This window comes from Paraburkholderia sp. BR13444 (assembly GCF_040948755.1).
Taxonomy (GTDB): domain Bacteria; phylum Pseudomonadota; class Gammaproteobacteria; order Burkholderiales; family Burkholderiaceae; genus Paraburkholderia; species Paraburkholderia youngii.
The window spans coordinates 90,602-114,957 of sequence record NZ_JBFPKM010000009.1 but is presented as its reverse complement, the minus strand read 5'-3'; the positions used below and the strand labels follow the sequence as shown (position 1 = coordinate 114,957).

Genomic DNA, 24,356 nt, shown 5'->3' with positions numbered 1-24,356 from the left:
TGCGCAACCTCGCAGCCCGCAAGTTTTACTGATGTCGGTCACGCAAACCTTTGCGTGACCACTCGTTTTCTAATCTCGCGCCAATCGAGTGGATCGCCTCCGCTCTGTCACATAAAGTACATGGAGAAACCTTAGCGTGCGAGGTTTCCTCATACATCGACTGGCGTCGCCATGCATCCAGCGTTCTCGAGATTTCGCCGCTCTTCCGCACAGGGGAATCCGCGCACAGCCGGAGACTTGTGCCACGAAGTTCCATCCGTAGACGTTGAAGACCCCAACTCCGTGGTCATGGAGATCTTCTCGGCGCGCCGCGACATGCAGAGCCTCGCTGTCATCAATGACCACCGTCCCATCGGCCTGATCAACCGCGATATCTTCATGTCGCAGATGAGCAAGCCGTTCCATCGCGAGCTCTACGACAAGAAGAGTTGCATCGCGTTCATGGACAAGGACCCGCTCATCGTCGATGCCGACGTGAGCATCGAAGCGCTGACGTTCAGGACCGTCGAGGCCGGAGAAAAAGCACTGGTCGATGGTTTCATCGTGACACGCGACGGACTCTTCTCAGGTCTCGGCAGTGGTCTGCAACTGATCAGCGCGGTCGCGGAAATGCAGGCGGAGAAGAACCGCCAGATCATGCAGAGTATCGAGTACGCCAGCGTGATCCAGCGCGCCATGTTGCGCGCTTCCAGCGAGACGCTTTCGATGAAGCTGCGCGACGCGGCGATGGTCTGGGAACCTCGCGACGTAGTCGGCGGCGACTTCTATCATTTCGCGGCCTTTCCGAACGGCTGGTTCGGCGCTGTTGCCGATTGCACCGGACATGGCGTTCCCGGCGCGTTCATGACCTTGCTTGCTTCGGCGTCGTTGTCGAAGGCGCTCGAACAGATCGGGCCGCGCGACCCCGCCGCGCTGCTGGCGGCCGTCAATCGCAACGTCAAGGGCTTGCTGGGGCAAGTGAACAGTGCCGACGAAGGAACCCAATCCAACGACGGCCTGGACACGGCACTCTTCTGGTTCGATGCGACGGAGAGCATGCTGCGTTTTGCCGGCGCGAGGATCGCGCTGCACATCCTGTCACCCGATGCCGCGGAGTTCGAGACGATCAGCGCCGACCGCATGGGCGTCGGTTACGTGGACAGTCGCGCCGACTATGCATGGAGCTTGCGCTCGATTCCGGTCTCGGCGGGTAGCCTGCTGTTCATCTATACCGACGGCCTCGCCGATCAGATCGGCGGTCCGCGCAACATTTCCTTCGGCCGGCGCCGTGCGCTCGACCTGATCCTCGAAAACCGCGCCGAAACCCCAGCGACGATTTGCGAGCGCGTCCGGCTCGCGCTCGCGGAATGGCAAGGCAATCAACCGCGCCGTGACGACGTCACGCTTTTCTGTGCCCGCATTTAGTGAATTCCCAGAATGTCTCAACTACTAGAACAAGACAGCGCCTTTTTCGAACTCGCGCAGCGGCGCAATGTGCTCTTCTATCACAAGGGCTACTTCTCCCATAACATCGTCGCGTCGATGGGCGAAGTCGTGAAACTGCAACTCGAAGTCGCCGGCGTCAGCGGTCCGACCCGCCGCAAACTCTTCTCGTCTTTTATCGAGCTGGCACAGAACATCGTTCATTACTCGTCGAACGCGCTGGAGCCAGGCGGCGAAGCGACGGGCGCGATACGCGAGGGCGCGGTGTGCATCTCCAGGCACGGCGAGCATCACGTGATGTTGTGCGTCAATCCCATCGCGACCGCCGAGGTCGAGGGCCTGCGCAAAAGGCTGGAGCCTCTGCGCAGCATGTCGCTCGAAGAAATCAAGCAGGCGTACAAGGTGACATTGCGCGCCGACGCGCCGAAGGACAGCAAGGGCGCCGGCCTTGGCTTCCTGACGATGGCGCGCGATGCGAGCGCGCCGCTTGAATTCGCTTTTCATCCGCGTGCCGACGAACCCGGCACCACGCTGTTTTGCCTCATGGCCATCATCTGAGCAGGAAGGCACAAGAACAATGGAAAACCTACACATCCCCGCGACGACGACGTCGCCCGAAGTCGACTTTCGCTTCGACCAACACGCGTTGTCGATCAAGGGTGAGTCCTACCCGGAAAATGCAGCCGCTTTTTACGCGCCGATCATCGAGCAGATGCGCAAGTACCTCGCAGCGAACACCGGGGCCGAAATCACCATCGACGTCGCGTTGACGTACTTCAACAGCTCGAGCACCAAGATGCTGTTCAGCATCTTCGACGCGCTCGATCAGGCGGCGGAATCGGGAAGCCGCGTGTCGATGAACTGGTATCGCGACGAGGAAGACGAGACCATTGCCGAATTCGGTGAAGAACTGAAGGCCGATTTCCGCGCGATCGAGTTCACCGATCGCCCCATCGCGCAGCAAGGAAAATAAGGTGCGTTCGACCTCTTCCCGTGACGTGTCCTCGGGCGGCGCACCCGATCTGTTCCAGAACGAGAGCACGGCGCTGGCAAAGGCCCGCGCGATGCATTCGATCATCGATGCGGATGCCGCGGAGTATCGCCAGTCGCTGGGCGAACTGATCGAGCACTTCCAGCGCCTGATGCGCGAAACCCGGCGCCTGATCGGCCGCAGCGACCGGGCGGAACGCGAGATGCAGGTGCTGGCTCAGCAGTTGGCGTATCGCGCCTCGCACGACGCGTTGACGGGCGTACTGAACCGCAGCGCCGTGATCGAGCGGACCACCAAGGTCTTGCGCACCAGCAGCGCGGTGATGATCATCCTCGACATCGACGAATTCAAGCGGATCAACGACGACTATGGCCACCCCACTGGAGACGCGGTCATTTCGGGGGTCGTCGATTGTCTGCGCGGAATCGTGGGGGAACAAGGGTTCATCGGGCGAGTGGGCGGTGAGGAGTTCACGGTGCTGCTGCCCGGTCATGAACCGGCCAGTGGCGCCATTCTTGCCGAGCGCATGCGAGAAGCCATCAGTGACTCGCTGGTCGTTCCGCCGGTCGAGCGCCGCATCACGGCCAGCTTTGGCGTCAGCATCAACGCAGTCGGAACCTGTTTCGACACCGCATACGGTCTCGCCGATGCGGCTCTGTACCGCGCCAAGCGAAGCGGTCGCAACCGCGTGGAATTTGCCGATCGATAGGCGGACAAGCAGAGCCATAGCGCGCCATTACCGGGTAGATCCCCAGCGCCCTAAGGCAAGTCATGCAGCCACCTGAACATTCACTATCCGGGCGGGCCGGTTTTCGCCCGCGCCGGGTTGACGGAAAGGAAGCGCCTTGGGACAGGAAGCAACGCGCAAAGCCGGTACTGTCATAGCCGTGCTTGCCATTCTCGCTGTCATTGCGACGAGTACCTTCCTCGCAATCCGCCAGAGCAGCGAGCAGGACAGTTCGCTTCGGACGATCCAGGCTTCCGGTCGGCTGCGCCACGACCTCGACCAGGTTCAGCATGTCATGCTCGATGAGCATGCGACGCTCTACACCTCGATAGCCACGGTGCCGCTTTTCAACCGCGCGGCCTATAGCTTTCCGATGCTGGAGCTGCTCGCGTTGACGCGCGACGCGCGCGAGAGCTGCAGCGAGAATCAGGAATGCGTATCGCGGCTGTCGGACCTGGACGACATGATCGGCAGACTCAGCGAGCAGAGCTTCGGTCTTGCGCGCATGATCGCGGAACATCCCGGCAGCGTGGCAGTGGGCGACCCCCGACTCGAGGAAATCGACGCCTATTTCTATAGCGTCCTCGAACGGGTAGTCGACGTACGACTCGCGGCCGATGCTAAGGTCGCTTCAGTCGTGAGCAAATCCTCGCTGGACGGGAAGTGGTTTACGCGCATGCTGTTGGGCTGCGGCGTCGCTTCGGCCTTGTTGCTGCTTTCGCTGATTCACTGGAACGGCCGCATTGGAGCGCATCTTCGCCGCTCGCTCAAAAGACTCGAGCATCAAGCCAGATACGATGCCCTGACCGAGCTGCCGAACCGGGTGCTGCTCGGCGAACATCTTTCGGCGTCGCTGGTGCGCGCGGCGTCGACAGGCCAGAACGTTTCCGTCCTGTTCCTCGATCTCGACCGGTTCAAGGACGTCAACGATTCGCTCGGACACCGCATCGGCGATTTGCTGCTGCAAGCCGTGGCGCGAAGGCTTCAGCGCCTGCTGCGCGCGACGGATTTCGTCGCGCGCTACGGGGGCGATGAATTCGTCATCGTCGCGGAACGAGCCGACGCGACGCAACTCACCGAAATGCTGGACTCGCTGATTCATGAGATGAGCGAGCCGTATGGCATCGGCGAGCACGAGCTTTATCTCGAAGCAAGCATCGGCGTCAGTACGTTTCCACAAGACGGCGCGAAGCCGGAATTGCTCACGCGCAATGCCGATGCCGCGCTGTACGTGGCGAAATCGCGCGGGCGAAACGGCTATCAATTCTACGAACCGGAGTTGAGCCGGGCGGCCGCCGAGAAGTTGCGGCTCACGACGCGACTGCGGCGCGCGGCGAAAGCCAATGAGTTGTATCTGGCGTATCAGCCGCAGATCGACATGAAAACCGGATGCATCGTCGGTGCCGAGGCGCTGTTGCGGTGGCACGACGACGAACTCGGCGAGGTGTCGCCGGCCGTCTTCATCCCGCTTGCCGAAGAAACCGGTCTGATTCAGAGCATCGGCACCTGGGTATTGCGGCAAGCGTGCCTGCAGGCGAGCGCGTGGGTGCACTCGGGGCTTCCCCCGGTGCGCATCTCGGTCAATGTTTCGCCACTTCAACTCGAACGGGCGGACCTCCCCGGCGTGGTGCGCTCGGCACTCGAGGACGCCAACTGGCCCGCCGAACTGCTGGAACTCGAAGTCACCGAGGGCACGCTGATGCGCAACGCGGAAGAAGCGCAACGGGCTTTTCGCGAGCTGCGCGAACTCGGTGTTTCCATCGCTATCGACGACTTCGGCACCGGTTATTCGAGCCTCAGCTATCTGAAACGCTTTAGCGTCGATCGCATCAAGATCGATCGCGCCTTCGTTTGCGAAATCGGCAGAGACAAGGAGCTCGAAGCGCTGTCGCTTGCGATCATCGCGATTGCTGAAACGCTGAGCTTCGATGTGGTCGCGGAAGGGGTCGAGCTCGAGGTCCAGCGCGAGTTTCTGGTCCGCCACGGATGCACGGTGGCCCAGGGTTTCCTGTTTAGCCCGGCGGTCTCGCCGGAGGCTTTAGCGCAATTGCTCGGCAAGACCGCGGTCGCGTCTTCATTGAGCGTGGCGACTTTCCGTGGATTCGCTTTGTGAGCCGCAAGATGTGTCCGCGCTGACGCACTACTTACGTTTTGTCACCAGCGCAGCGTCAACTCCTGTATTCCGCCCTACGTTAAACCGGCAGCGCTGAAATAATTCAGCCGCGACAAACGAATCCACCGATTCAACCAGGAGTCACATCATGAAGACGCTTTTCGCCGCTGTTGCTTCCGCACTGCTCGTGTCGACCGCATTTGCTCAAACGGCCGCACCGTCCGCCGCACAACCCGCGCAACCCGCGCAAGCCACGCAGCTGCCGACTGCCGGCCAGGCGAGTCTGAAAGCAAGCACCGCGGTACAAGCCGGTGCGACGGACGACAGCGCGGCCGCAGCGAAAGCGCCCGCCGAAGCCGCCACGCAAAAGCACGTGAAAAAGACTTCCGCCCATACGAAGAAGGCCCACAAGTCCACAGGCAAACATGCCGTCGAAACGAGCGCCGCGAAGACTAAAACGGAGAGTGCGAAAGAGGCCAGCACTGCCCCGGCGAAAGCCGACGGCGCACAAGCCGACACGACCAAAACGCAATAACACGTGATCGGTTTCGGCGCTGACCGGCCATCCAGGTGCTGTTCAAATAGAAGCTGATCGAAGCCGGGCCGTGCCGTTCAGGGAGGGCGAGTCTTATGACTCGCCTTTTTTTACGCCGTGCGCCATGCCGTGTCGTATCTTTTTGCCGACAGACCCGCGAATTTTTGCACCGTCTTTACCTGCGGGCGATTACGCTCGAATTGTTCCAATTCACCATCGCGTTACACGAACGCCGCATCACATGGCTCTCACGCAATCGCTCGACACGCTCTCTGCGCAACCTGCCAGCAAGCAGGTTCAACACAGCAACGTCATTCCGTTTCCGTCCACGCGCTCGCTTCTGTTCGTGACGCTGCCGCGCCCTCACCTGCGCGCACTGCTTCATTCGCCGCTCGGCGTTTATGTCATCAACACGGAAACCGTGCGCGGAGAAGTCCGCGTGCAACTCGACATCGCGCGCGAAGACCTCGACTTCACGTTGCACACGCTGCTCACCACGTTGCCCGCCGCGACGATCGGCGCATTGAAACGTCGCGTCGGTCACCCGGGCGCGCGTTAAACGCGCTCGGCGAGCACCGTACGAACCATGGACAGCATTCGCGGGCGATCGTCGCTGATCGCCGGCTACCCGATGGTTTGAAAATCCGCTGCGCGCGATTATGCTGACGTTGACACAGGAGCGGCACTGATGAGAACGCTGACGCAGCAACTCACGCAATACGCGGCCTACCACCGCGACCGGCGCAATATCGCCACGCACTTCGTCGGCATTCCGATGATCGTGCTCGCGCTCGCGGTGTTGCTGAGCCGCCCGTCGTTCGATGCCGGGATGTTCCCGATCACGTTGTCGCCAGCGTGGCTGTTGTTCGTGGCGGCGACCGTCTATTACCTCGCGCTCGACGTGCCGCTCGGCGTGCTGATGGCCTGCATCTCGGCGCTTTGTGTCGGATTCGGCGAGTGGATCGCCGCGCAAACGACGCTCGTGTGGCTCGCGACCGGCATTGGCCTCTTCGTGATCGGCTGGGGGTTCCAGTTCGTCGGTCACGTCGCGTACGAACATCGCAAGCCGGCCTTCGTCGACGACGTGATCGGCCTGTTGATCGGCCCGCTATTCGTGCTCGCCGAAGCGCTGTTCGGTGTCGGCTGGCGTCCCGAACTGCGCGACGCGATCGAGGCGCAGGTAGGCCCGACGCGCATCAATCCACAGCGGACCGAAGCGCATCGCTGAGCGGGCGTCGCCGTTCAGCTCTATGCAAACCGCACGAAGCGCACGCTGTGCAGCGCGGTCAGCGCAACGGCGATCCAGATCGGCACATAGGTCGCGAGTTGCGCGACGCTCAGCGTTTCGCGCAGCAGCGTGATCGATACGAACACGAGCAGCACCGGCTCGACGTAGCCGAGGATGCCGAACAACGCGACCGGCAGCAGGCGGCTCGCCTTCAGATACGAAGCGAGCGCGAGCGTGCTCAACGCGCCGAGGCCCGGCAATAGCAGAAACCACATTTCCGCGCGTCCGGCGATCGCTTGCAGCGAACCGCCGACGAGAATGAACACGATCGCCACCGGCATCAGCAAGGCCATTTCGACGGTGAACATCGCGAGCGAATCCTGATTGATCTGGCGGCGCAGCATGAAATAAGGCGGATAGCCGAGCGCGACGACGAGCGTCGGCCACGAAAACGCGCCGGTCACCCACAGCTCGTGCGCGACGCCAACCGCAGCGCAGGCGACCGCGAGCCACTGCAACGCGTCGAGCCGCTCGTGATAGTGGAAGCGCCCGACCAGCACCATCACGAGTGGCAGCAGGAAATAACCGAGTGACACTTCGAGCATGCGCCCATGCAGCGGCGCCCACAGAAACAGCCAGAGCTGCACGCCGAGCAAGCCCGCGGTCACGCTCATCGCGATGCCGAGCTTCGGCTGCTTCATCATTCGCACAACGAGCGCGCGCAGAATCGGCAGACGCTTGCGCAGCGCGACGAGCAGCAGCGCGCCGGGCACGGTCCACACGATGCGCCACGCGAAGATGTCGAGGCCCGAAAGCGGTTTCAGCAGCATCGCGTAAGCGGACAGCAATGCGAACATCGCCGACGCACCGACCGACAATGCGATCCCGCGCCTGAAGTCGTTGTGAGTCATTGCGCGGTCCGGAATCGGTGTGACGCTTGGGCTTGTGGCGCGCGACCCAGGCTCGCGGCGTTCGTTGTCGTCATGAATATGATGTCTCGTGAGCAGGCAGGCATGCGGGCAAAGCGGCCGACGCTGCATTGTTGTTCTGAAGCGGCTCTGCAAAAAAGCCGGAGAACGGGCATTCTAGACGGGTTAGTCGCCGATGGGCCTGCGCTTTTTCGTCAATCGGCTGCAATTAGTCGTGCGCATTGCGCGTCAATGCACTAAAACATAACTTCATGCGCAGCGGCCGACGAACACATGTACGTTCGTCAGCGCCGTGCGCGAATCTTGCTACCAAGTTTTGCACGCTGTGGCCGCATCACCCGCGACAACGACGGCCACAGCGGCACGAAACCAGCAGCACCCACGAGCCGGGTCGGCGAATGCAACTCCGAGCGTAGTCTTGGAGGCCGCCATGAACCGACGTCCGCGCATCTCGCCCACGGCACGCGTCAACCGCGTTTCACCGCGCATGCCACCACCCGGCAGCAATCCCGCTCATCGAATGTGACTACTGGAGCCAGCATGACCCAGCCAGCCCTATCGCTTAGCAACTCGCCTTCCGAACTGCGCCGCGCCTTCGCCGCCGCCGTTCACGCCGGCCTCACCCACACGCCGCAAAAAGAGCTGCCGTCGAAGTATCTGTACGACGAAGTCGGCTCCGCACTTTTTGAAGTGATTACCGTATTGCCCGAATACGGCGTCACGCGCGCCGAAGAACGGCTGCTCACGAAGCACGCGGCCGACATCGTCGAGCATTTGCCGCATGACGTGACGGTCGCCGAACTCGGCAGCGGCAGCGGCCGCAAAACGCGGCGCATTCTCGAGGCGCTGTGTAAAAAGCGCCCTACTTCTTACTGCCCGATTGAAATATCGCGCAGTGCTTTGCAGTTGTGCCGGCGCGAACTCGGCGACATCGAGCGGATTTCGATCGTCGGCTATGAGCGTGACTATCTGGCTGGTCTCGCCGAGGTGAGCCGGCAGCGCGCGCCCGGCGACCGCTTGCTCGTGCTGTTTCTCGGCAGCACGATCGGCAACTTCGGCCGGCTCGCGGCCACGCGTTTTCTGCGCGACATCCGCAACATGCTCGCGCCCGGCGACGCGCTGCTGCTCGGCACCGATCTGATCAAACCGACCCCCGTGCTGATCGCCGCGTACGACGACGCGGTCGGCGTGACCGCGTCGTTCAATCTGAATCTGCTCGCGCGCATCAACCGCGAACTCGACGGCGACTTTCCCCTCGATGAGTTCGAGCACGTCGCGCGCTTCAATCCGGACGCGCGCAGCATCGAGATGCATCTGCGCGCGAAGCGCGATATCACCGCTCACGTGCGCGCCGCAAAGCTGACGGTGTCGCTGAAGGAAGGCGAGACGATCTGGACCGAAAGCAGCCACAAGTATCGCGCGGACGAATTGCCCGCGATCGCTGATGACGCCGGCTTCGTGTGCAGCCATCAATGGATCGAGGATGAGTGGGGATTCGCGGAGAGTTTGCTGGTGGCGCGCTAAGCGCTGACCACGCGACAAACCGCGGCCGATAACGGCATCAACGAAAAAGCGGCGCGCCCTCCTCTGGACGGCGCGCCGCTTTTTTAACCCGCCTGGCTCGAACTCAATGCTGCTCGAAGCGCTCGTACCGCTTGTCGGTCGCGCGCTCCTCGCCGCTCACCTCGGTCACACGCGCCGCCGGCGGTCCGTGACGCAGCCACGACAGCATCCGGTCGATCTGATTGGCCGGTCCCTGCAACATCGCTTCGACCGAACCGTCGTCGAGATTCGCGACCCATCCCTTGATGCCAAGGGCGTGCGCCTGGCGCACCGTCGCGAGGCGAAAGCCAACGCCCTGCACGGTGCCGCGCACCCGCGCGTAATACGTTTCGATCCGCTCATCCAGATCCGGGGCCATGCCGCTACCTCCTTTTGATGCCTGACAGTCTTTCAAGCCGGCATTCTAGTCGTGTCGCGGCGAGCGTGCTCGACAACACCCATCCCTCGCGCGCGACACGTACAATCCGTCGACCGTCACGCAGGAAATGGAAACACAATGACCGAACAGAATCGCGATCTCGTGCTCGTGACCGGCGCATCCGGCTTCGTCGGCTCGTCGGTGGCGCGCATTGCGCAGAGCAAAGGCTTTCGCGTGCGCGTGCTGGTGCGCGCGACGAGTCCGCGCAAGAACGTCGAATCGCTCGATGCGGAAATCATCGTCGGCGACATGCGCGACGAAGCATCGATGCGCAACGCGCTGCGCGGCGTGCGCTATCTGCTGCACGTGGCCGCCGATTATCGGCTGTGGGCGCCGGACCCCGGCGAGATCGAGCGCGCGAACCTCGAAGGCACCGAGGCGACGATGCGCGCGGCGTTGAAGGAAGGCGTGGAACGCATCGTGTACACGAGCAGCGTTGCGACGCTGAAGGTGACGAGCTCCGGCCAGTCCGCCGACGAAACCTCGCCGCTTCGCGCCGACCAGGCGATCGGCGTCTACAAGCGCAGCAAGGTGCTCGCCGAGCGCGCGGTCGAGCGCATGATCGCCGAGGACGGCCTGCCCGCGGTAATCGTCAATCCGTCGACGCCGATCGGCCCGCGCGACGTGAAGCCGACGCCGACCGGCCGCATCATCCTGGAGGCGGCGCTCGGCAAGATTCCCGCATTCGTCGATACCGGGCTGAACCTCGTGCACGTCGACGATGTCGCCGCCGGCCATTTCCTCGCGCTCGAACGCGGCAAGATCGGCGAGCGCTATATTCTCGGCGGCGAAAATCTGCCGCTGCAGCAGATGCTCGCCGACATCGCGGCGTTGACGGGCCGCAAGGCACCCACACTGAGCCTGCCGCGCTGGCCTTTGTATCCGCTCGCGATGGGCGCGGAAGCGGTCGCCAAGTTCACGAAGCGCGAACCGTTCGTCACCGTCGATGGACTGAAGATGTCGAAGAACAAGATGTATTTCACGTCGGCGAAGGCGGAACGCGAGCTGGGGTATCGCGCGCGGCCTTATCGCGAGGGTCTCGGCGATGCGCTCGAATGGTTCCGGCAGGCGGGGTATCTGAAGCGGTAAGCGACAGCGGTAAGCAATTTGTTACAAGTCCCGAGCCGGCGACGGGTCCAAGCCCGCGTGCAGCGGGTAAAATCGCGGGTCCTACCTGAGAAACCTCGCATGAATCTTCACGAACAGCTCGGCGCGCTGGAAATGGGCGTCGATCAGCTCATTCAGGCTGTCGTGGCCACGCAGGCCGAGAACACTCCCGAGACAAACGCTGACGCGGCGGCCTCGCCAGCAGCGGCGGAGCATGCCGCGCACGACACAGGGGCGCAAGCGGCCGCGGAACACCCCGCGAGCCCCGCAGCAAACGCCGCAGCGATCGATAAGCCGGCCGCCCCGCAATTACAGCCGACGCTCGAAATCAACCGCCCGGCGCGTGACGAAATCACGATGACGATCGGCAACCAGACCGTCGCGCTGCGCCCCGAGCAGATCAGCCGGTTGATCGAGGAACTGTCGAACGCGCGCGCGTCGATGACGCCGGAGCAGCCGCAGGGCATCCCGCCGGGCTGGCAATTCGTGTCGACAAAGAATCCGATGATGGCCGTGCAGAAGCAGTCGAGCGGCGACCGTTTGCTCGTGATGCGCCACACCGGCCACGGCTGGGTGCCGTTCACGTTCTCGCCGGACGTCGTGATCCAGTTGTACATGATGCTGACGAACGCGTGACGAGAAGCGCGTGACGTAAAAAAAGCGGCCTGGGGCCGCTTTTTTTACGTCTGCATTCTGCCGGGAGCATCATTGGCCTGCGCCAAACGAATTCACCGCTCCTGCATCGGCGCCTGCACGCGCGCCTTCCACTGTCCACCCTTGCCACGCCAGTAACGCACCGCCGATGCGAACGTTGCGCCGACATAGAACAGCGCCACGAGCGGCAGAAACGGCGCCCACAGCGGCGAGCGCCGGTAGTAGACCAGCATCGGCGCATACGCGCAGCACATCGCCGCCCACGCGATCCAGGCCGGCCAGCCGAGCGGCCCGAGAATCAACGCCGCGACCGGCGGCAACAGATAGATGATCGCCATTCCCACCAGCGTGCCCGCGAGCAGCAGCGGCGAGTAGCGCAACTGCGTGAACGCGGTACGGGCGATCATGTTCCAGATGTCGCGCCAGCTATCGTACGGACGCAGCGACACGCTCTTCGCCGCCACGTCGAGGCGGATCGGATGACGCCCGGTGCCGCGATGCTTGATGCGCGCGGCGAGACTGCAATCGTCGATCAGTTCGCCACGGATCGACTCGATGCCGCCCGCCTCCTCGAGCGCCGCGCGGCGCACCAGCATGCAGCCGCCCGCCGCGGCCGCCGTACGGTTGCGCGGATTGTTGACCCACGCGAACGGATACAGCTTCGCGAAGAAGAACACGAAGGCCGGAATCAGCGCTTTTTCCCAGAACGAATCGCAGCGCAGCCTGACCATCAGCGAGACGAGGTCGCGCTTTTCGGCATTCGCGCGCGCGACGAGCTGCGTCAACGCCTCGGCGGGGTGGCCGATGTCGGCATCGGTCAGCAACAGGAACTCGACCGGCAGATCGAGCGTGCGCGCCGCCTCGATGCCCTGTGACTGCGCCCACACCTTGCCGGACCAGCCCGGCGGCAACGGCTTAGCGCTCAGCACGGTGAGGCGCTCCGGACATTGCAGCTGCAGCGCGGCGGCACGCGCGGCGTCGGCGGTGCCGTCGGTGCTGTGATCGTCGACGACGATCACGTGGAACGCGCCCGGATAGTCCTGCTTGAGCAGTGACGTCACCGCCTCGGCGATCACGTCGACTTCATTGCGCGCCGGTACGACGGCCGCGACGGCCGGCCATGCTTCGCGCGCCGCGATGGTCAGCGGCGCGGCGGGGCGCGCGCGCCAGAAGCCGCCGCGCGCGAACAGCAGCACGCACCAGATCAGCAGGGAAACACACGAAAGAATGAACAGGACCGCCGCCATTAAGCATTACCCTCGATTGAGCGCGCCGCCATGCCGACGCGCCTGGATAGTTGCATTGTCAGGGTGCGTGCCGCCACCACGCACCAGTCGAACAGATTGAGCACCGGGCGCTTGCGGAACACATCGTAGCCCGCGCGCTCGATGCGCTCGAGATACCGCAGTCCGGCATGCACCGCGCCGCTCAGCTCGATGCCGAACCGCCCCGGCATGCGCAGCGCGAGCGGCGCGCCGCTGATCAGCGTGGCACGCACGAACGCGATTTCGTGGGCCATCAGCGCGCGCCACGCGTCATCGACGACCCCCTCGGCAATCTGCGCCTCGGTCACGCCGAAGCGCCGCAGATCGGCTTGCGGCAGATACACGTGCTGTCGTTGCCAGTCGGCGGCGACGTCGAGCCAGAAGCTGATCAGCTGCGACGCCGTGCAGATCGCGTCGGCGTCGGCGAGATTGTCCGGCGTCGCCGCGCCGACCAGATGCAGCAGCAGATGCCCGACCGGATGCGCCGAACGACGGCAATAGTCGACGAGCGCGGCGCGATCCGCATAGCGATTCGTATCGATGTCCTGCGCGCAGCCGTCGAGCAGATCGTAGAACGGTTCGAGCGGCAGCTCGTATTGCGCGATCACGCCAGCGAGCTTGCCGAACAGCAGCGCATGCACGGGCGCGGCGCGCCGTTGCGCGATCGCGTCGAGCCCGGCGCGGAAATCGGCCAGACGGGCGTGCCGCTCGGCGGCGTTCCACTGACCTTCGGCGGAGATATCGGCCGCGGTGCGCACGACCTGATAGATAATACCGACAGGCGCGCGCAGCGCCTTCGGCAGCAACACGCTCGCGATCGGAAAGTTTTCGTGTTGATCGACGTCCATCCAGCGAGCCTCGAAACCATTCTGTAATACAGCGCGATGTCCGCGCAGCAAGGATCGGTAGTTTAAGGGTTCCGCCGTGACGGTGCAGTGTGCGGTCATGGCCGGGCGCATTACGGGGCGATCTGGCGCTGGCTCCTTACATCGTTGTAACGCTCCGTAGCCCTCGCTCCTGCGCAAGGCCCAGCGGATGCGGCAAGCGCCCAACACGCGGGCCGCACCAGAAAGCAAAGCGGCCCCGATAGCGTTAGAATGCGCGTTTGGTTTTGCTGTACCGGCCGGTCGCCGGGGCTCAAGACGTCAACTAATCATGATGAGCGCGGCGATAAAGTCAGCTTCACGACTTCTTCGAAACCCGCGTTAGTCGGAGTTCGCCAACTTATGCGAGTCATCCTTGCCCAGCCGCGCGGCTTTTGTGCGGGCGTTGTCCGCGCAATCGAAATCGTCGATCGTGCGTTACAGCAACACGGTGCTCCCGTGTATGTCCGTCATGAGATTGTCCATAACCGTCATGTGGTCGACAATCTGCGCCAGAAGGGCGCGCGTTTCGTCGAGGAGCTCGATGAAGTGCCGCAAGGCGCCGTCGCAATATTCAGCGCGCATGGGGTTGCGCAAACCGTCGAACGTGATGCCGAAGCGCGCGGCCTCGACGTGCTCGACGCCACCTGCCCGCTCGTGACCAAGGTGCATGTGCAGGGTCGCCAGTACGTGGCCGCCGGCCGCACGCTGATCCTGATCGGCCACGCCGGCCATCCCGAAGTGGAAGGCACGATCGGCCAGATCCCCGGCACGGTGCTGCTGGTGCAGAGCGAAGCAGAAGTCGCGAAACTCGAGTTGCCGGTCGATACGCCGCTCGCCTACGTGACGCAAACCACGCTGTCGGTCGACGACACGCGCGGCATCATCGACGCGTTGCTGCGCCGCTTTACCGACATCGTCGGTCCCGACACGCGCGACATCTGTTATGCAACGCAGAACCGCCAGGCGGCGGTGCGCGAACTGAGCAAGGAGGTCGATGTGCTGCTGGTGGTCGGCGCAACCAACAGCTCGAACTCGAACCGGCTGCGCGAAATCGGCAGTGAGAGCGGCGTGGCGAGCTACCTCGTCGCCGACGGCTCCGAAGTGAAGCCGGAATGGTTCGCTAACGTGCGGACGGTCGGCATCACGGCCGGCGCGTCGGCACCCGAAGAAATGGTCGAAAACGTAATCGATGCGCTGCGCGCATTGGGACCCGTCGATGTCGCGACGATGGCGGGCCGTGAAGAAAAAGTCGAATTCAAGTTGCCATCGAAGCTGATGCAACCTCTCGCTGCACGCGAAGTTTAAGGAGGACGCCTTGTCTATTCCGCTGCTACAGAAAGTCCGCGTCGGCGCATACATCATGCGCCAGCATCTCTCCGGCAACAAACGCTATCCGCTCGCCCTGATGCTGGAGCCGCTGTTTCGCTGCAATCTCGCCTGCAATGGCTGCGGCAAGATCGACTATCCGGATCCGATCCTGAACCAGCGTCTGTCGCTCGAAGAATGCCTTCAGGCAGTCGACGAATGCGGTGCGCCGGTCGTCTCGATCGCCGGTGGCGAGCCGCTGCTGCACAAGGAAATGCCGCAGATCGTCAAGGGCATCATGGCGCGCAAGAAGTTCGTGTACCTGTGCACGAACGCGCTGCTGATGGAAAAGAAGATGGACGACTACGAGCCGAATCCGTACTTCGTGTGGTCGGTTCACCTCGACGGCGACAAGGAAGCGCACGATCACTCGGTGTCGCAGGAAGGGGTGTACGAGAAGGCCGTCGCCGCGATCCGCGAAGCGAAACGCCGCGGCTTCCGCGTGAACATCAACTGCACGCTGTTCAACGACGCAGAGCCGGAGCGTGTGGCGAAGTTCTTCGACACGCTGGGCCCGATGGGCGTCGACGGCATCACGGTGTCGCCGGGTTATGCGTATGAGCGCGCGCCCGATCAACAGCACTTCCTGAATCGCGACAAGACCAAGCAGCTGTTCCGCGAGATCTTCAAGCGCGGCAACAACGGCAAGAACTGGTCGTTCAGCCAGTCGGCGATGTTCCTCGATTTCCTCGCGGGCAACCAGACCTACGAATGCACGCCGTGGGGCAACCCGGCGCGTACCGTGTTCGGCTGGCAAAAGCCGTGCTATCTGGTCGGCGAAGGCTACGTGAAGACCTTCAAGGAACTGATGGAAACCACGGACTGGGACAAGTACGGCACCGGCAACTATGAGAAGTGCGCCGACTGTATGGTCCACTGCGGCTTCGAAGCGACGGCCGTGATGGACACGGTCGCGCATCCGCTGAAGGCGCTGAAGGTCAGCATGCGCGGTCCGAAGACCACGGGCGCGTTCGCGCAGGACATCCCGCTGGATAAGCAGCGTCCCGCCGAGTACGTGTTCTCGCGTCACGTCGAGATCAAGCTCGAAGAAATCACGCGCGCCGGCAAGGGCAAGAAGGTGGAGACCGCGACGGCCACGCACTGACGCGTTGCACAGGAGGCGCCCGGGCGCCTCCTATCAAGCATGAAAAAAGCGCAGTGGCCAATCAAGGCCACCGCGCTTTTCTTTTACCGGTTAACGCTTCTGCCGACCGACCCGCTTATGCGCCGCGCGCATTATGCTCGGTCAGGAATTTGATCAGCCCGTCGATGCCGCCTTTGGCGATCTGATCGGCGAACTGCGTCTGATACACCTGGATCAGCCACGCGCCCATCATGTTGATGTCGTAGATCTTCCAGCCCGACGGCCCCTTGGTGAGCCGGTAGTCGATTGCATCGTCGCCGCCGGTGCTGATCACGTGTGATTGCACGACGATGTCGGTCGCGCCGGCGGGCGCGCTGACCGGCGCAAACTGGAACTTCACTTCCTGGTCGCGCAATTGCGATAGCGACGCGGCGTAGGTACGCGTCAGCAGCAGCGTAAACTGCTCGTACAGTTGCTTCTGCTGTTCCGGCGTCGCGGTCGCCCACGGCTTGCCGACCGCGATACGCGTGGTGCGCTGGAAGTCGGTGGCGGGCAGGAAGTGCGTCTGGACGACCTGGGTGATCTTCGCCATGTCGCCGCCGCGCGCCTGCGGGTCAGCCTTCATTGCAGTCACCGTGCCCTGGACTGCACTTTTTACCACCGCGTCGGGTGCGCTCTGCGCAAACGCCGCCGTGGATACCACGGCCGCAGCCACAAAAGCAGTCAGATATCGTTTCATACGCTTGTCATGACTCGAAAGAAGTAGCGCCGGCGGGCCGCAGCCCCCGCGGCTAAAGAGGGTAGACCAGTATAGCGGGGATTACGTTCCCATCCTGGCGAAGCTGTCGGGAGTCGTACTTGCTACCGAAGTCGGGCTTGCTTGCCCGGGCTCTGTATACTTATGCACCTTCGTCAAAAACAACACCCGTGATAAGGCCACGTCCGCCTACATGCTGAAGCCATACATCGTCCGTCTCGTCGCGTACTCGGTGCGTCATCCGCTCAGGATCATCGCGCTGTCGATCGTGCTCGCTGTCCTGAGCGGCATATACGTCGCGCATAACTTCAGGATCAACACGGACATCAGCCGTCTCGTCGAGACCAACAAGCAATGGGCGGCAGCCCAGAATGCGATCGACGCAGCCTTCCCCGACCGCGGCAACACCATGCTGGTGGTGGTCGAGGCGCGCGCGCCCGAATTCGCCGACGCCGCCGCCAACGCGCTGACCGCCGCGCTCAGAGCCGATCCTAAAGAGTTCACGTCGGTCTCGCAGCCTTCCGGGGGCCCGTTCTTCGAACACAACGGCCTGCTGTTTCCGTCCACCGACGAGGTGATGTCCACCACTTCGCAACTCGTGCAGTCGCGCCCGCTCGTCAATCAGCTTGCGCATGATCCGAGCCTGACCGGTCTCGCCGGCACGCTGACCACGAGCTTGCTGCTGCCGCTGCAACTCGGCCAGGTCAAACTCTCCGACATGAGCCGGCTGCTTGCGCAAAGCGCGAACACGCTCGATCGCGTGCTGGCCGGCCAGCCCGCCGCGTTCTCATGGCGCGCGCTCGTCGATAAGAGCGCCGCCACTGATCCGGCGCGTTCGTTCGTGGTCGTGCAGCCGGTCGTCAACTACGACGCGCTGGAGCCGGGCGCAAGCGCATCGAGAGCAATTCGCGCGACCGCGGTGTCGCTGCGTCTGCAGGAGCGCTACGGCGCGACGATCCGCCTGACCGGCGAACAGCCGCTCGCCGACGAGGAGTTCGCGTCGGTGCAGGACGGCGCCGTGCTGAACGGCATCGGCACTTTCATCGTCGTGCTGATCATTCTGTGGCTCGCGCTGCGCTCGGGCCGCATGATCGCGGCCGTGTTCATCACGCTGTTCGTCGGCCTCGCGATCACGGCCGCGCTCGGCCTGTTGATGGTCGGCGCGCTGAACATGATTTCGGTCGCGTTCATGGTGCTGTTCGTCGGGCTCGGCGTCGATTTCGGCGTGCAGTTCGGCGTCAAGTATCGCGAGGAGCGCAACCGCGACGACCGGCTATCGGCCGCGCTGATGCACACCGCGCACAGCATCGGCGTGCCGCTCACGCTCGCGGCCGTGGCAGTCGCGCTGAGCTTCTTCTCGTTCCTGCCGACCGCGTATCGCGGCGTGTCGGAGCTTGGGCAGATTGCGGGCGTCGGCATGTTCGTCGCGTACTTCACCAACATGACGCTGCTGCCGGCGCTGCTGAAGCTCTTCAATCCGCCGGGTGAAGTCGCCTCGCCGGGTTTCAAGCAGCTCGAACCCGTCGACGACTTCCTCGATCGCAACCGCAAGCCCGTGCTGATCGGCACGCTGATCGTCGTGATCGGCGCGGCGCCGCTGCTCGCGCACCTGCGTTTCGACTTCAATCCGCTGCATCTGAAGGACCCGCATACGGAGTCGATGGCGACGTTGCTTTCTTTGAAGGATTCGCCCGAAGCCGCGGTCAACAACGTGCAGGCGCTGGCGCCGTCGCTTGCCGACGCCGATGCGATGGCCGAGCGACTGCGCAAGCTGCCGGAAGTGGGCCGCGTCAACACGCTGAGCACCTTCGTGCCGGCCGAGCAGCAGCAGAAGATGATGCTGATTGCGAGCGCAGCGCAGCAGCTGCTGCCGGCGCTGCAACAGCAGCCCGCGCCGCAAGCCACCGACGCGGTGCGCGTTGCCGCCTTGAAGCGCGCGGCGAATCAGTTGTCGCTCGCCGCCGAGGACCATCCGGGAGCGGGCGCGGCGGAGGCGCAGCATCTATCGGCGACCTTGCAAAAGCTCGCGGGCGCCGACGCCGCCGCGCGCGAGCGCGCCGAAGTCGCGATGTCCGACACGCTGCGCATCGCGTTGAAGCAGCTGGAGAATCTTCTGCAGCCGACCGAAATCACTCAGGAGACGCTGCCTTCCGGCATCACCGCGATGTGGATCGGCAAGGGCGGCCACGCGCTCGTCGATATCGCGCCGAAGGTGCCGCCCGGCGTCGATCCGAACGACGACCAGATGCTCGCCCGCTTCGCGCGCGCGGTGAAGCAGGCCGAGCCGGGCGCGATCGGCGGACCGATCTCGATCATCCATTCGGCCAACACGATCATCAAGGCGTTCCTGCAGGCGGCCGTCTATGCGCTGCTGTCGATCGCGGTGCTGCTGTGGATCGCGCTGCGCCGGATCGGCGACGTGCTGCGCACGCTGGTGCCGCTGCTGGTCTCCGCGTTGGTCACGCTCGAGCTGTGCGTGGTGTTCGGCATGCCGCTGAACTTCGCGAACATCATCGCGCTGCCGCTGATGCTCGGCGTCGGTGTCGCGTTCAAGATCTACTTCGTGATGGCGTGGCGCCACGGCCAGACCGGCCTGTTGCAGTCGAGCCTCACGCATGCGGTGCTGTTCAGCGCCGCCACAACGGCCACCGCGTTTGGTAGCCTGTGGCTGTCGCACCATCCGGGCACGTCCAGCATGGGGAGGCTGCTCGCGCTTTCGTTGTTCTGCACGCTGATCGGCGCGGTGGTTTTCCAGCCGGTGCTGATGGGCAAGCCGCGTCAACGTCGCGGGAAGCAAAAAGGAATATAAGCATGAAGCTGCGTAACACCGCGCTGGCGCTCACCGCCGCGGGTCTCATTTCGGGCTGCGCGACCGCCCCGGACCGCAAGCCGGGCGATCCGTTCGAGCCAGTGAACCGGGCGATCTTCACTTTCAACGACGGAGTCGATCGCTATATCGCCGTGCCGGTCGCGAAGGGCTATCAGAAGGTGACGCCGCAGCCGCTGCGCACCGCCGTCAGCAATTTCTTCTCGAACCTCGGCGATCTCACCAACGCAGCGAACGCGCTGCTGCAACTGAAGATCACCGACGCGACCGAAGACATCATGCGGTTCGCGTTCAACTCGGTGTTTGGTATCGGCGGCCTGCTCGACTGGGCGACGCCGGCCGGCCTGCCCAAGCATCATCAGGACTTCGGTCTGACGCTCGGGCATTGGGGCATTCCGTCAGGTCCGTATCTGGTGCTGCCGCTGTTCGGGCCAAGCACAGTGCGCGACAGCATGGGGCTCGTCGTCGATGTGAAGTTCAATCCGCTGAACTATGTCGAACCGGCGACCCGCAATCCGCTGTACGTGCTGCAGTTCGTCAGCACGCGGTCGGATCTGCTCGGCGCGACCAGCCTTCTGGAGCAGGCTGCGCTCGACAAATACTCGTTCGTGCGTGATGCCTATGTGCAGCAGCGCCTTGCGCGTCTGCGCGGCACGAGCAATAACCCCCCGCCGCTGCCGGAATACGACGATCACGGCGATACCGGCCCCGCTGCTGCCCCCGCGGCAGGCGCGCCGGCGGGCGGCGTACCGAATTACTCCGATCCGGGCGATGTGGGCGAAACGCCGAATGGGGCTTCGGGAGCGGGCAGCGCGGCCAAGGGCGCGCCCGGCGCGCTGCCGAATTACAACGATCCGGGTGAGTCCGCACCGGCGCCCAATGGGGCTTCTGGCGGCGCGACCAAAGCGCCTGGCGGGGACCTGCCGAACTACGCCGCTCCGGGGGACAGTGGCGCGGGTGCAATGCCGGCTGCGCCTGCTGTGCCGGCGTCGTCCCCGCAATAGCGCTCCTAAGCACAACGGGGCGCCGTAGATGGGCGCCCCGCGTGGAAGTACAGTCAACCATCGCCCGACCAAACCCGCGGGCTTTACCACAGCCCGCTCAGTGCAGGCTCTCGATCTCGCTGCGCGCCGCGACCCGATCTTCCTCGGGCGCAGCGACTGGTGCCGGTTGCGGCACCGGCTTCGAGTTCGCGCGATAGTGAGCAAACTGCTCGTCCGCGTAACGGATGCGCGTGCGGCCGTGCGGCGCCGGGTCGCCGTTTTCATCGAGATTGACGAACACCATCTTGTCGACCGTCAGAATGCTCTTGCGCGTGATCTTGTTGCGCACTTCGCAACGCAGTGTGATCGACGTGCGGCCGAAATGCGTCGCGGTCATGCCCAGTTCGATGATGTCGCCCTGGCGTGCCGAACTGACGAAGTTGATCTCTGACATGAACTTGGTCACGACCCGCTGGTTGTCCAGCTGAGAGATCGCGTAGATCGCGGCTTCTTCGTCGATCCAGCGCAGCAGGCTGCCGCCGAACAACGTTCCGTTGGGATTCAGGTCTTCGGGCTTGACCCATTTTCTTGTGTGGAAATTCATTTGGTACTCCGTGTTCGAGGCTCCCGGGCGGGCGCGTCATGCGCCAGAACCTAGGGTTAACACTAGCATTGTACCAAATATAGGGGTTTTCCCTAGTATTTTAACGATTGCATAATTAATCGTGCTGAAAGTCTTGGATTCGTCCGAGCGGCAGTCGGCCACTGTGCCGGTACCAGCGGCTGCACAACCGCCTAACGGACTCGCGCTGGCGGGACAGACTGAAAAGCCCGGCCGACAGCGGGCGTGTAGGTTGAGAGGTATTCCCTAATCCATCGGGTCATACTGGTGGAATCCTTGGTAGCTGGTTGTGTCCTCTACCTTGGTTATCCGCCAGTGTCCGTTTTCCCTTGCGACGAATACGACCAGATTCTGTTTTTCCCCTAACCCGAAGGTCAACGGAATTACCACCGTTCCGCCGAGCGCGATAGCGGGATGCAAAGTCATCGTTTTGAGCCATATTTGTGGATCGATGTCTTGTACTCGCGTGAAATAGTCCGCACCGCCCGGCAAGCGCTTATGGCGATAGTCGTCCCGCAGATTATCGACGGTTGGTTTCGCCACATGGTTGTAAATGTGGCTATCGGTCAACTGATAAACGCTGCCCCCCTGCTGTAAATACCAGGTGTAAAAGGCCTTCACAGTAGTTTCTGGTGAATCCGGAGTCGCTGCGGTGGCTGCACCCGGCTCGAGTGCCAACGCAACAGCCAGTGAGGCAAAAACGCGGAAAATAAATTTAATCATCGTCAGTCGTGCCGGAATATTTTGTATGCAGGCTTGATGGTTCGATAGGCTTGACCCGGATAAGCGGTGATTTTTCGAAAGTCAGATATCAATGTCTGACCTTCAAACATCGCCTGATATATATCGTGACGCGCTGATCATGTCGATTAGTAAAGTTCAATTTGACCATAATTTACAATTAAATCCACCATTTCAATGATCGAAGAGACTATCCCAAAATAAAAAACGAGCATTCATCGACTAGAATTTTCTCGTTTTATAAACGGGAGAACGCAGTGAGCGATAACCGGTATTCATTTGGCAAACACAAAAATATTCGGGCCGTAGATTTGTTCACGTACGTAGCGCTGGACGAAACGGCTAAACAATTCGGGATAAGCGACCTGACAGCCGCCGCAGCGGTCCTTTTAGGACAGGCGGATATACCGGTGTCGGGCAAGTTAGCGGGCGCGACTGTGGGAACGTCTGTTGCATCCCTCGCCGCTCGCAAGGTTCTCCCGTTCAGGGTCGCGGTGCGCTTGCCGATGATTACATCGGTCGGGCTGAAAGGAGTTCGGATTGCTTTCACACGGAATCTTGGTGCATTCGTCGGCCGTATGGTCCCAGTAATTGGGGAGTTTTTTCTCGCTGCGGACGCGATACAGATTATGCGTCGCACCGTGACGACCTATAACCGGCTGGTGCTACCCGAGGACAGGCTGCTGTGACTGACACGGATATCTGGGAACGCCTTGAGGCTTTCACTCGCGAAGAACTAGGAAGGCCAATCTTTGGTGGCCCACTGAAGTTGACCCCATCGACCAGGCTTGAACAGGACCTGGGGGTAACCGGACTTGATGGTGTCGAGTTTATCGACAGGTGGGCTCTCACGTTCAACGTGCGGGCGGACGGCTTTCCATACAGGCGCTACTTCGGCCCGGAAGGGCAAAAGCTCCTTTCAACATTGATCGGTCGTTTCTCAACGCGGCATCGCAAACCGGACCTCGTGCCGCTGACCCTAGGCATGCTGGCAGAAGCCGTGCGACTCGGAACGTGGGACACCCAAGCCATTGAATCTGCGATCGCCATCCGAAGCGCTGACAAATAGGCCGGCGCGCCGACACTACGCCTGTCAGGCGCTCCATCGAACTGAACTGTTATGAATTGGATCGTCGATAAAGCGGCGCTTCTGCTCGCCGCCATCGCCTGTGCGGCGCTCGCATGGGCTCTGATTCACTACAGCGGCCAGTGGTTTGCGGTGCTGCTGTTCATACTGGCAATTGCGGGGCTTTTCGCGGACAACCAGCGGCTGCGCAACCTCCTAAGAGACTTAGGCGAAGACCCGAGTCGCCGCTCCAGGGGCGGCTCACGCACACGCTAGCGACTTGCTGCCTGCCCCGGACGCGATCGGGATGACTAACCACCCTCCCCCGTCGCTCAATCAGCGACACCCGTGATCCGCAGCACGCCGCCCTTCCCCAACGCCTCCCGCGTCTCGACCAGCGTCGTCCGCGCGGCGCGCGCATCGCCGGCGAGTCGCAGCAGCGCACCCAGTTGCGATGGCTGCCGCAACAATTCGCGCAAAATCGGCCCGAGCGCGGTGGTGCCGTCGTCGCGCAAACCCGCCGTCGCGGCCGGCGGCAGCGTGCGCCAGGCCGGATCGACGACCGCTCGACACACGGCGAACGGCAGACCGCGAGCGGCAGCGGTCGCCCCCGCGATGTGCGATTCCATGTCCACCGCTAGCGCGCCGGTGGATTCGTACAGCCCGCGTTTGTCTTCGGCGGTGATCAGCGGCGCGGCGACCGCCGCCGTCGCGCCACGGCGCACACGTCCCGCGAGCCCTTCGGCGGTCCTGACGTCAGTTACCGCGGCGGCAATCCGCTCCGACCACTGCCGATCCGTGTCGATGCGTCCAAACGGTCCATGCACCGCATCCGCGACGATCAGCGTCCCCGGTTCCAGATCCGGCGCGAGTCCGCCCGCCGTGCCGAAACTGACGATCCCCGCCGCGCCGCGAGCGACCGCAGCGCTTAGCGCGCGCTCGAGCAGATCGGCCCGTGCCGCGTACACGACCTCGACGCGCTCGCTGCCGTCGCCGCGTGCGATGCGCGCCTCGAACGCCATGCCCGTCACGACGATCACCGGCAAACGGCTATCGCCCGGTCCGACGGACGGCGTCATCGACACGGACATCC

The 24,356-nt window shown here is 63.0% G+C and carries 26 protein-coding genes; 18 read left to right on the top strand and 8 right to left on the bottom strand.

Annotated elements, in window-relative coordinates:
• The first annotated feature begins 288 nt into the window (after window positions 1-288).
• From AB3X95_RS24545 to AB3X95_RS24510, 8 genes are all read left to right on the top strand, one after another.
• Complete coding sequence (locus AB3X95_RS24545; RefSeq protein ID WP_176120889.1) at window positions 289-1,404, top strand: SpoIIE family protein phosphatase; 1,116 nt, start codon at window positions 289-291, stop codon at window positions 1,402-1,404.
• Window positions 1,405-1,416: 12 nt separating this feature from the next.
• Window positions 1,417-1,980, top strand: coding sequence for a SiaB family protein kinase (locus AB3X95_RS24540; RefSeq protein ID WP_368622766.1), 564 nt, complete (start codon window positions 1,417-1,419; stop codon window positions 1,978-1,980).
• Between the two features lie 19 nt (window positions 1,981-1,999).
• Window positions 2,000-2,395: a DUF1987 domain-containing protein gene (locus AB3X95_RS24535; protein ID WP_176107051.1), complete on the top strand. Its 396-nt coding sequence runs from the start codon at window positions 2,000-2,002 to the stop codon at window positions 2,393-2,395.
• 1 nt (window position 2,396) lies between these two features.
• A complete protein-coding gene (locus AB3X95_RS24530; protein ID WP_176107052.1) occupies window positions 2,397-3,122 on the top strand; it encodes a GGDEF domain-containing protein in 726 nt (241 codons plus the stop codon).
• A gap of 136 nt (window positions 3,123-3,258) precedes the next feature.
• Window positions 3,259-5,253, top strand: coding sequence for a putative bifunctional diguanylate cyclase/phosphodiesterase (locus AB3X95_RS24525; protein ID WP_368622765.1), 1,995 nt, complete (start codon window positions 3,259-3,261; stop codon window positions 5,251-5,253).
• Window positions 5,254-5,401: 148 nt separating this feature from the next.
• Complete coding sequence (locus tag AB3X95_RS24520) at window positions 5,402-5,788, top strand: hypothetical protein (RefSeq protein WP_176107054.1); 387 nt, start codon at window positions 5,402-5,404, stop codon at window positions 5,786-5,788.
• 241 nt (window positions 5,789-6,029) lie between these two features.
• Window positions 6,030-6,347 carry a hypothetical protein gene (locus AB3X95_RS24515; RefSeq protein ID WP_176120884.1) on the top strand — a complete coding sequence of 106 codons (318 nt, stop codon included), beginning with the start codon at window positions 6,030-6,032 and terminating at the stop codon, window positions 6,345-6,347.
• A 129-nt stretch (window positions 6,348-6,476) separates the two neighbouring features.
• Window positions 6,477-7,016, top strand: coding sequence for a DUF962 domain-containing protein (locus AB3X95_RS24510; RefSeq protein ID WP_176120883.1), 540 nt, complete (start codon window positions 6,477-6,479; stop codon window positions 7,014-7,016).
• A gap of 20 nt (window positions 7,017-7,036) precedes the next feature.
• Here the strand turns inward: AB3X95_RS24510 and rarD are convergent, their stop codons facing one another.
• The gene (rarD, locus tag AB3X95_RS24505; protein WP_368622764.1) at window positions 7,037-7,927 is read right to left on the bottom strand and encodes an EamA family transporter RarD; all 891 of its coding nucleotides are present in this window, start codon (window positions 7,925-7,927) and stop codon (window positions 7,037-7,039) included.
• A gap of 558 nt (window positions 7,928-8,485) precedes the next feature.
• Here rarD and egtD point away from each other — a divergent pair.
• Window positions 8,486-9,469 (top strand): L-histidine N(alpha)-methyltransferase, encoded by a 984-nt coding sequence (gene egtD / locus AB3X95_RS24500; RefSeq protein WP_176120881.1) that lies wholly within the window; start codon window positions 8,486-8,488, stop codon window positions 9,467-9,469.
• A 103-nt stretch (window positions 9,470-9,572) separates the two neighbouring features.
• Here egtD and AB3X95_RS24495 read toward each other — a convergent pair whose 3' ends face one another.
• On the bottom strand, window positions 9,573-9,866 hold the full coding sequence (locus tag AB3X95_RS24495) for an acylphosphatase (protein WP_013092809.1): 294 nt from the start codon (window positions 9,864-9,866) through the stop codon (window positions 9,573-9,575).
• A gap of 138 nt (window positions 9,867-10,004) precedes the next feature.
• On the opposite strand from AB3X95_RS24495, the gene hpnA reads away from it, so the two are divergent.
• The gene (gene hpnA, locus AB3X95_RS24490) at window positions 10,005-11,015 is read left to right on the top strand and encodes a hopanoid-associated sugar epimerase (RefSeq protein ID WP_176366429.1); all 1,011 of its coding nucleotides are present in this window, start codon (window positions 10,005-10,007) and stop codon (window positions 11,013-11,015) included.
• A gap of 99 nt (window positions 11,016-11,114) precedes the next feature.
• Entirely contained in the window at window positions 11,115-11,669 is a 555-nt protein-coding gene (locus AB3X95_RS24485) for a hypothetical protein (protein WP_368622763.1), read from the top strand.
• Window positions 11,670-11,761: 92 nt separating this feature from the next.
• On the opposite strand, the gene AB3X95_RS24480 is transcribed toward AB3X95_RS24485, so the two are convergent.
• Both AB3X95_RS24480 and hpnC read right to left on the bottom strand, forming a co-directional pair.
• Complete coding sequence (locus tag AB3X95_RS24480; protein ID WP_368622762.1) at window positions 11,762-12,934, bottom strand: glycosyltransferase; 1,173 nt, start codon at window positions 12,932-12,934, stop codon at window positions 11,762-11,764.
• Entirely contained in the window at window positions 12,934-13,800 is an 867-nt protein-coding gene (gene hpnC / locus AB3X95_RS24475; protein ID WP_176120877.1) for a squalene synthase HpnC, read from the bottom strand. The genes AB3X95_RS24480 and hpnC overlap by 1 nt, the downstream gene beginning before the upstream one ends.
• 378 nt (window positions 13,801-14,178) lie before the next feature.
• On the opposite strand from hpnC, the gene ispH reads away from it, so the two are divergent.
• Both ispH and hpnH read left to right on the top strand, forming a co-directional pair.
• Window positions 14,179-15,123, top strand: coding sequence for a 4-hydroxy-3-methylbut-2-enyl diphosphate reductase (gene ispH / locus AB3X95_RS24470; RefSeq protein WP_176366425.1), 945 nt, complete (start codon window positions 14,179-14,181; stop codon window positions 15,121-15,123).
• A 10-nt stretch (window positions 15,124-15,133) separates the two neighbouring features.
• Window positions 15,134-16,288, top strand: a complete 1,155-nt coding sequence (gene hpnH, locus AB3X95_RS24465) for an adenosyl-hopene transferase HpnH (RefSeq protein WP_176107065.1) — start codon at window positions 15,134-15,136, stop codon at window positions 16,286-16,288.
• A 115-nt stretch (window positions 16,289-16,403) separates the two neighbouring features.
• Here the strand turns inward: hpnH and AB3X95_RS24460 are convergent, their stop codons facing one another.
• Complete coding sequence (locus tag AB3X95_RS24460) at window positions 16,404-17,006, bottom strand: phospholipid-binding protein MlaC (protein WP_176120875.1); 603 nt, start codon at window positions 17,004-17,006, stop codon at window positions 16,404-16,406.
• A gap of 211 nt (window positions 17,007-17,217) precedes the next feature.
• Between AB3X95_RS24460 and AB3X95_RS24455 the strand changes: the two genes are divergently transcribed.
• The gene (locus AB3X95_RS24455) at window positions 17,218-19,833 is read left to right on the top strand and encodes an MMPL family transporter (RefSeq protein ID WP_368622761.1); all 2,616 of its coding nucleotides are present in this window, start codon (window positions 17,218-17,220) and stop codon (window positions 19,831-19,833) included.
• Between the two features lie 2 nt (window positions 19,834-19,835).
• Complete coding sequence (locus AB3X95_RS24450) at window positions 19,836-20,855, top strand: VacJ family lipoprotein (RefSeq protein ID WP_368622760.1); 1,020 nt, start codon at window positions 19,836-19,838, stop codon at window positions 20,853-20,855.
• A 97-nt stretch (window positions 20,856-20,952) separates the two neighbouring features.
• On the opposite strand, the gene AB3X95_RS24445 is transcribed toward AB3X95_RS24450, so the two are convergent.
• Window positions 20,953-21,438, bottom strand: a complete 486-nt coding sequence (locus tag AB3X95_RS24445) for an acyl-CoA thioesterase (protein ID WP_176366422.1) — start codon at window positions 21,436-21,438, stop codon at window positions 20,953-20,955.
• A gap of 264 nt (window positions 21,439-21,702) precedes the next feature.
• A complete protein-coding gene (locus AB3X95_RS24440; RefSeq protein ID WP_368622759.1) occupies window positions 21,703-22,179 on the bottom strand; it encodes a DUF3828 domain-containing protein in 477 nt (158 codons plus the stop codon).
• A 275-nt stretch (window positions 22,180-22,454) separates the two neighbouring features.
• Here AB3X95_RS24440 and AB3X95_RS24435 point away from each other — a divergent pair, with 275 nt between their 5' ends.
• Genes AB3X95_RS24435 through AB3X95_RS24425 form a run of 3 tightly spaced genes read left to right on the top strand, consistent with a single transcriptional unit; the run spans window position 22,455 to window position 23,539 of the window.
• Window positions 22,455-22,886, top strand: a complete 432-nt coding sequence (locus tag AB3X95_RS24435; protein WP_368622758.1) for an STM2901 family protein — start codon at window positions 22,455-22,457, stop codon at window positions 22,884-22,886.
• Window positions 22,883-23,266 (top strand): DUF1493 family protein, encoded by a 384-nt coding sequence (locus AB3X95_RS24430; RefSeq protein ID WP_368622757.1) that lies wholly within the window; start codon window positions 22,883-22,885, stop codon window positions 23,264-23,266. Before AB3X95_RS24435 ends, AB3X95_RS24430 begins: the two co-directional genes overlap by 4 nt.
• A gap of 51 nt (window positions 23,267-23,317) precedes the next feature.
• Window positions 23,318-23,539 (top strand): hypothetical protein, encoded by a 222-nt coding sequence (locus AB3X95_RS24425; RefSeq protein ID WP_368622756.1) that lies wholly within the window; start codon window positions 23,318-23,320, stop codon window positions 23,537-23,539.
• Window positions 23,540-23,595: 56 nt separating this feature from the next.
• Here the strand turns inward: AB3X95_RS24425 and AB3X95_RS24420 are convergent, their stop codons facing one another.
• Window positions 23,596-24,354 (bottom strand): phosphorylase, encoded by a 759-nt coding sequence (locus AB3X95_RS24420; protein WP_368622755.1) that lies wholly within the window; start codon window positions 24,352-24,354, stop codon window positions 23,596-23,598.
• Between the last annotated feature and the right edge of the window lie 2 nt (window positions 24,355-24,356).